The organism is Clostridium sp. UBA4395 (assembly GCF_002390995.1).
Classification (GTDB): domain Bacteria; phylum Bacillota; class Clostridia; order Clostridiales; family Clostridiaceae; genus Clostridium_J; species Clostridium_J sulfidigenes.
Genome location: NZ_DGRF01000010.1, coordinates 42,394 through 50,266 on the forward strand (window position 1 = coordinate 42,394; position 7,873 = coordinate 50,266).

At 30.2% G+C, this 7,873-nt stretch carries 6 protein-coding genes and 1 riboswitch; all 6 genes read left to right on the forward strand.

What is annotated here, in order from left to right:
- Positions 1–61: 61 nt before the first annotated feature.
- Positions 62–177, forward strand: a riboswitch (SAM riboswitch).
- A gap of 113 nt (positions 178–290) precedes the next feature.
- Genes B2694_RS00680 through B2694_RS00705 form a run of 6 tightly spaced genes read left to right on the forward strand, consistent with a single transcriptional unit; the run spans position 291 to position 7,753 of the window.
- Complete coding sequence (locus B2694_RS00680; RefSeq protein WP_346884132.1) at positions 291–1,589, forward strand: O-acetylhomoserine aminocarboxypropyltransferase/cysteine synthase family protein; 1,299 nt, start codon at positions 291–293, stop codon at positions 1,587–1,589.
- Positions 1,590–1,593: 4 nt separating this feature from the next.
- Positions 1,594–2,478 carry a homoserine O-succinyltransferase gene (locus B2694_RS00685; protein WP_346884133.1) on the forward strand — a complete coding sequence of 295 codons (885 nt, stop codon included), beginning with the start codon at positions 1,594–1,596 and terminating at the stop codon, positions 2,476–2,478.
- A gap of 40 nt (positions 2,479–2,518) precedes the next feature.
- Positions 2,519–3,745 (forward strand): homoserine dehydrogenase, encoded by a 1,227-nt coding sequence (locus tag B2694_RS00690; protein WP_346884134.1) that lies wholly within the window; start codon positions 2,519–2,521, stop codon positions 3,743–3,745.
- A gap of 35 nt (positions 3,746–3,780) precedes the next feature.
- Positions 3,781–4,668: a methylenetetrahydrofolate reductase [NAD(P)H] gene (gene metF / locus B2694_RS00695; protein ID WP_346884135.1), complete on the forward strand. Its 888-nt coding sequence runs from the start codon at positions 3,781–3,783 to the stop codon at positions 4,666–4,668.
- Positions 4,669–4,704: 36 nt separating this feature from the next.
- Positions 4,705–5,385: a methionine synthase gene (locus B2694_RS00700; protein WP_346884136.1), complete on the forward strand. Its 681-nt coding sequence runs from the start codon at positions 4,705–4,707 to the stop codon at positions 5,383–5,385.
- Positions 5,375–7,753, forward strand: a complete 2,379-nt coding sequence (locus B2694_RS00705; RefSeq protein ID WP_346884137.1) for a homocysteine S-methyltransferase family protein — start codon at positions 5,375–5,377, stop codon at positions 7,751–7,753. The genes B2694_RS00700 and B2694_RS00705 overlap by 11 nt, the downstream gene beginning before the upstream one ends.
- Positions 7,754–7,873 lie beyond the last annotated feature (120 nt).

Sequence of the window (7,873 nt, forward strand, 5' to 3'; positions counted from 1 at the left end):
AGAGGTTTTTTGTTTTCAAATTGTTTTTAGAAATTATACTATTTAAAATTTAATAATGAAACTCTTATCAAGAGAGGTGGAGGGATAGGCCCTATGAAACCTCGGCAACCTTCAGACCCATTTGTCTGAAAAGGTGCCAATTCCTACTCTAATTATAAATTTAGAGAAAGATGAGAGGGAGCTATAACATGGGTACCCTTGTATGTAAATCCCCTTTCATCTAGATTATTTAAATTTAGATGAAAGGGGATTTTATGTTATCTAATAAAATATTTTAAGGAGAGATTAAAATGGGAGAAAGAAAATTTAAATTTGATACGGTACAAGTTCATGGAGGTCAAGAAGTAGATAGTGCAACAGGCTCTAGAGCAGTTCCCATATACCAGACTACATCCTATGTTTTTAATAGCGTTGAGCATGGAGCTAATCTATTTGCTTTAAAAGAAGAAGGAAATATTTACACTAGAATAATGAATCCAACAACGGATGTTTTTGAAAAAAGAGTGGCAGCTTTAGAAGGGGGTGTTGGTGCTCTTGCAGTTGCATCTGGTTCTGCTGCAATCACATACGCAATAATTAATATAGCAGGAGCAGGAGATGAAATAGTTGCAGCTAGCACTTTATATGGAGGCACATACAATCTTTTATCTACAACTCTTACTAAGTTAGGTATTAAAACCGTATTTGTAAATCCAGATATCATAGAAGATTTTAGAAAGTCTATAAGTAACAAAACTAAGGCTATTTATTTGGAAACTATAGGAAATCCAGGGATAAATCTTATTGATATTGAAGAGGTAGCTAACATTGCTCATGAGCACAATATACCACTAATTGTAGATAATACATTTGGGACACCATACCTTATACGTCCAATAGAACATGGAGCTGATATTATAGTTCATTCTGCAACAAAGTTTATAGGGGGACATGGAACTTCAATAGGTGGAATAATTGTAGATTCTGGAAAATTCCAATGGTTGAATAACCCGAGATTCCCTGAGTTTAACAAACCAGATTCTAGTTATAACGGTATAGTTTATGCTAAAGATATAGGAGCAGCAGCTTATATTGTAAAAGCTAGAGTGCAACTTTTAAGGGATACAGGAGCATCATTAAGTCCTTTCAACTCATTTTTATTTTTACAAGGACTGGAGACTCTTTCATTGAGAGTAGAAAGACATGTGTCAAATGCTAAAAAGATTGCGGAGTTTTTACAACAACATCCACTTGTATCATGGGTAAATTATCCTAGTTTAGAAGGTAATAAATATTATGCTCTTTCACAAAAGTATTTTCCAAAGGGTGTTGGTTCCATATTTACATTTGGGATAAAAGGTGGAGTAAAGGAAGGAGTAAGATTTATTGAATCACTTAGCATATTTTCTCATCTTGCTAATGTTGCAGATGCAAAATCTCTTGTAATACACCCAGCAAGCACTACTCATGCTCAATTAAATGAAAAAGAACAATTAAATGCCGGAGTTACATCAGATATGATAAGACTTTCTATTGGAATAGAAGATGTGGATGACCTTATAGAAGATATAGATCAAGCTCTTAAAAAAGCAGTTTTAAAGGAATGGTGATGAAATGTCCTTAATAATAGATAAAAATCTTTTATCAGTAAATAAGTTAATTGAGCATGGAATCCAAATAGAAGATGCTTCTCACAGTTACCATTCAGATGTGATACGTATTTTAATTGTAAATTTAATGCCTAAAAAGTGTGAAACAGAATTTCAGTTTTTAAGTATATTTGGCAATATGAATACAAGTATAAAGGTAGATTTCTTGTATATGGAAACCCATACACCACTAAATACAGATAAAACCTATTTAGAGAGAAATTATAAAACCCTAAATCAGGTAGCAAATAGTAATTATGACGGGGCTATTATTACGGGTGCTCCCTTAGAATTTTTAGATTTTAATGATATTGAATATTGGAAGGAACTACAGAGAGTAATTGATTTTTTAAATAAAAAAGTTAAGTCTACATTATATATATGTTGGGCAACAATAGCAGGATTATATCACAATTTTGGAATAAATAAATGTGTAACAACAGAAAAGATCTTCGGAGTTTTTCCTCATGTAATTGTAAAGAAAAAGGAGCCTCTATTAAAAGAGATTAATGATAGATTTATAGTTCCTCATTCAAGATATGGGAGAGTTAGAAAACAAGATATAGAAAAAATAAAAGAATTAGAAGTCCTATGCGAATCAGAAGAATCAGGTATCTATATAGTAAGCACAAGAGATAAAAAACAAATCTATATTACAGGACATCCTGAGTATGAGAGCTGTACCTTAAAAAAGGAATATGAAAGAGATATAAAAAGTGGATTTAATATAAGCGTACCTAAAAATTATTTTCCAAGTGATGATTCTAGCCAAGAAATTAACTTAGATTGGAGTAGTAATTCACAGCGTTTATTCTCAAATTGGGTAAGAGAATATTTAGTAAAAAGTTAAAATATGCAACTAATTATATTAAAAGAGGAGTGATATTTTTATGAATATAGGATTATTAGGATTTGGAACTGTAGGCACAGGAGTTTATGAAATTATATATAAAAGAAAAAGGATTTTTAGAACATTAGTGGGTGATGAACTATCTATAAGTAAAATTCTTATTAAAGATATAAATAAGGATAGGAGTATAAAGGATTGTAAAAATAAACTAACAGATAATCCTTATTTTATTTTAGATGATCCAGATATAGATATAGTCATAGAAGCTATAGGAGGAATAAAAGAAGCTTATGAATATATAAAATATGCTTTAACAAAAGGGAAACATGTTATAACTGCAAATAAGGCGGTGGTTGCAAGGCATATGAAGGAATTTATAGATTTAGCAAATAAGAATAAAAGAGCATTTTTATATGAAGCTAGTGTGGCAGGTGGTGTTCCTATTGTTAAACCTTTAAAACAACAAGTAACCTTAAATGATATTAAAGAGATAAATAGTATATTAAACGGTACTTCTAACTTTATATTAAGTAAGATGATTAAAGAAAACCTAGACTTTTCACAGGCACTGGATATTGCACAAAAGTTAGGTTATGCGGAAGCGGATCCAACGGATGATATTGACGGATATGATGTTAGAAGAAAATTAGCAATTTTATCTACCATAGCCTTTAAAAGAGAGATAAAAGAAGAAGATATTTACTGTAGAGGCATTAGAACTATTAAGGCAGTAGATATAAAGGCAATAAAGGAATTAGGATATACGGTAAAATTATTAGCAAAGGCTTTATTTAAAGAAAATAATTATTATTTATCTGTAGAGCCCAATATTTTGTCTAAGGATTCATTTTATGCAAAGGTAGAAGATGCTAATAATTTAGTGTCTATTACTGGGAATGATATAGGAGAGCTGAAATTTTATGGTGCAGGTGCGGGTAAACTACCTACAGCAAATGCTGTGGTAAGTGATGTTCTTGATATTATATATAATAATTATGGAAGTTGTGGAATAAATCAGGAAGAAGATAAGTTATGTAATAATACAGATTTAGTTAAAGAAATATATTATATAAGAATAAGTCCTAAATATGGATTAAATGAGAAGGTGTTAGCAGTTATTAAAGAAGAAAAAATAGTTGATAAAATTATAAAAACTGGTGAAAACATTATATTTACCTCTAAAGATATAGATTGTGTAAAAATAAGTAAATTTATTAGTAACATTAAAAACTTCATTAATGATGAGTTTTATGCTGTTATTAGATAACAAGTATTATATTATTCTAAGAGGGGGTATAGTAAATGCATATAAAAGAGTTATTTAAAGAAAAAGAAGTAGTTTTTTCTTTTGAAATATTTCCACCTAAACCTACATCATCAATAGAGACTGTATACGATACTTTAGAGGGATTACAAGGTTTAAATCCTGACTATATTAGCATTACCTATGGAGCTGGTGGAAGTGTTAATAATAATAGAACATGTGAGTTATCATCTTTAGTTAAAAATAAATATGGTATAGAGGCATTAGCACATTTAACGTGTATAGGTTCTACTAAAAGTGAAATAAATGGAATTTTAGAAAATTTAAATGAAAATAGAATCGAAAATATATTAGCTTTGAGGGGAGATGTTCCTGAAGGAAATCTCTCAATAGGGGAGTTTAATAATTCTCAAGAACTAATAAACCACATAAAGGAAACCAAGGAATTTGGAATAGCAGCAGCTTGCTATCCTGAAGGACATATTGAAAGTAGAGATATAGAGAGGGAAATTGAAATATTAAAGTTAAAGGAGAATGCAGGAGCAGAGTATTTAATTTCCCAGTTATTCTTTGATAATAAGTATTTCTATAAATTTTTAAATTCTGTAGAGAAAAGTAGTGTAGAGGTACCTATTCAAGCAGGTATTATGCCAGTAACCAATAGAAAACAAGTTGAAAGGATAGTTTCGCTTTGTGGAGCTAATCTACCCTCCAAGTTCATAAAAATAATAAATAGATATGAGCATGATAAGGATGCACTGAGGGATGCAGGAATAGCATATGCATTAGAACAAATAGTGGATTTAGTTTCTACTGGTGTAAGGGGAATACATCTTTATACAATGAACAATCCATATATAGCTAAAAGAATTACTAATAGCATTGGCTCAATACTAAATTCTATAAATAAAAGACAAGTAATTTAATATATAATTAATGAATAAGGGAGGTGGAGCTTGCCCATGAATAAATTTCTACAAAATAAAGATGAGGTTTTAAGATATTTAGGCTATAAAAATCAAGTTTTAGACAAAGTTACTATTGCTTTAATTGATGAATTAATGGATGAAATGAGAAGCTTAATTAAAGCTAGATATATATATAAATTCTTTAATATTAGGAAAGAGAAGGATAAAATATGTATATTTAATAGCAATTTTAGTATAGCAGGAGGAGATATTAGAAAGCACTTAGATAAATCAGAAGTCTGTATCTTAATGGCTGCAACTCTAGGAAATAGTGTAGATGCAAAAATAAGATATTATGAAAAGATAAGCATGACTAAGGCGTTAATACTAGATGCTTGTGCTACAACAGCTATAGAAGAACTATGTGATAGAATATGTGAAGAGTTGGAGGAAGTTGTACAAAATGAAAACAATACACTAACATCTAGGTATAGTCCTGGATATGGGGATTTACCCATAGATATACAAAAAAAATTTCTCGCTATGCTCAGTGCGGAAAAATCTATAGGGCTTACTGCATCTTCTAATAGTATTTTAATACCAAGAAAATCCGTTACAGCCATAGTAGGGGTTGTTAAAAGAGAGAATAATAGCATAAAAAAGATAAGCTGTTTACAGTGTAATAAATATTCTAATTGTATGTTTAGAAAAGGGGATGATAGATGTGGAAATTAAAGGAAAATTGAAAGAAGGAATTTTAATTTTTGATGGTGCTATGGGTACTATGTTGCAAAGTAGAGGATTAAAGTTAGGTGAATTACCAGAAATATTAAATATTACTGATTCAAAAATAATAATTGAAATACACAAAGCTTATATTGAATCTGGTGCAAATTTTATTACTACCAACACCTTTGGAGCTAACGAAATTAAGCTTAAAAATAGTAATTTTAGTGTAGAGAAAATAATTCATTCAGCAGTAGAAAATGCAAAAATAGCTACTAAGAATAAACAAGTATATATAGCTTTAGATATAGGTCCCATTGGTGAACTATTAGAGCCTATGGGGACTTTAACCTTTGATGAAGCCTATAATATTTTTAAAAGGCAGATTATTCAAGGGGTAAAAAGTGGTGTTGATTTAATTTTAATAGAAACCATGACAGACTTATACGAAGCAAAGGCCGCAGTATTAGCAGCTAAGGAAAATTCAGATTTGCCAGTATTTTGTACAATGAGTTTTGAGGCAGACAAGAGGACTTTCACAGGGTGCAATGCCACATCTATGGTAATGGTGCTAGAAGGGTTAGGCGTAGATGCTCTTGGAGTTAACTGCTCTTTAGGACCTAAAGAAATAGAACCTATAATAGATGAAATATTAAACATATCTAAAGTGCCTGTAATGGTCCAGCCTAATGCAGGATTACCTAATATTATAAAGGGTGATACGATATTTAATATTTTGCCAGAAGAATTTGCAATTTACGGAGCAAAGTTTAAAGAAAAAGGTATAAAAGTAATAGGAGGATGCTGTGGTACAACAGATAGACATATAGAAAGTCTAGTAAAAGTTTTAAAGAAAGTAGAAATAAAAGACAAGAAATATAGTCCTTTAAGTGGTGTATGCACTCCTACTAAAGCAGTAATTATTGATCAGGTCAAAGTAATAGGAGAAAGGATAAATCCTACAGGTAAAAAATTATTTAAGGAAGCATTAAGAAATGGAAATTTAGATTATATTCTAAGAGAGGCTATAGCTCAAGTTGATGCAGGAGCCCATATTTTAGATGTTAATGTTGGTCTTCCAGAAATAAATGAAGAAGAAATAATGGTTAAGGTTATTAAAGAAATACAATCCATATTGGACGTACCTCTTCAGATAGATTCTACAAATGCTAAAGCTATAGAAATGGGATTAAGATATTATAATGGTAAGGCTATAGTTAATTCAGTAAATGGAGAAAATAAAGTTTTAGAAAATATATTACCTATAGTAAAAAAATATGGAGCTGCTGTAGTGGGGCTTACTTTAGATGACAGAGGAATACCTTCAAGTGGGGAAGAAAGATTTAGAATAGCTGAAAAAATAGTAAATACAGCAGAAAGTTATGGTATAGATAAAAAAGACATATATATAGATTGCTTAACATTAACAGCTGCTGCTCAACAGGAAGATGTTAAAGAAACTTTAAAAGCACTTTCCTTAGTAAAAGAGAAGTTAAATGTAAAGACTGTACTTGGAGTATCCAATGTATCTTTTGGATTACCTAATAGGGAAATTCTAAATAAAACATTTTTAGCAGCAAGTTTATTTGCCGGTTTGGATTTACCTATAATAAATCCCTTAAATAAAGAAATCATGGACACTATCGTAGCCTCTAAAGTTTTATGGGATGAAGATAAGGGCGCAAAGGAATATTTAAAATATAATGAAAATATATCTAAAGAACAAATACCTATAAAAAAAGATGTGAACAATATTCAAGAGGATTTATTTAAAATAATATTAAAAGGTATTAAAGAAGAAGCTAAAATAGCTACAGTAAAGCTATTAGAAAATAAACAACCACTAGAGATTGTAAATGAATATATAATTCCTGCCTTAGATATTGTAGGAGAAAAATATGAAAATGGACATATATTTCTTCCACAACTAATCCAATCTGCAGAAACAGTAAAAGAATCCTTCAAGGTCATAAAAGATAAGTTAAGAAAAGGAACTGATGCTGAGATTTCAAAAGGAAAGATAGTATTAGCTACTGTAAAAGGTGATATACATGATATAGGAAAAAATATAGTAAAGGTACTTCTAGAAAATTATAACTATGAGATTATCGATTTAGGAAAAGATGTTTCTAAGGAGAAAGTAGTAGAAGCTGTTATTAAAAATAATGTTAAACTAATAGGACTTAGTGCACTAATGACTACTACTGTTAAAAATATGGAAGAAACCATATTTGAACTAAAAAGGACTAAGCCAGATTGTGTAGTTATGGTGGGGGGAGCGGTACTTAATGAGGAATATGCAAATATGATTAAAGCAGATTTTTATGCTAAAGATGCAAAGGAATCTGTAACCATAGCTAGGAAAGTATTGGGTTAGTATAAGTCAAATCCTATCTTTAAATTTAAGACGTAGTGTAATATGATATACTAAGACATTATGAGAAATTAACAAAAAACATAAAAATTTAAATAAATTATTGTCAACGATTTTTGACTT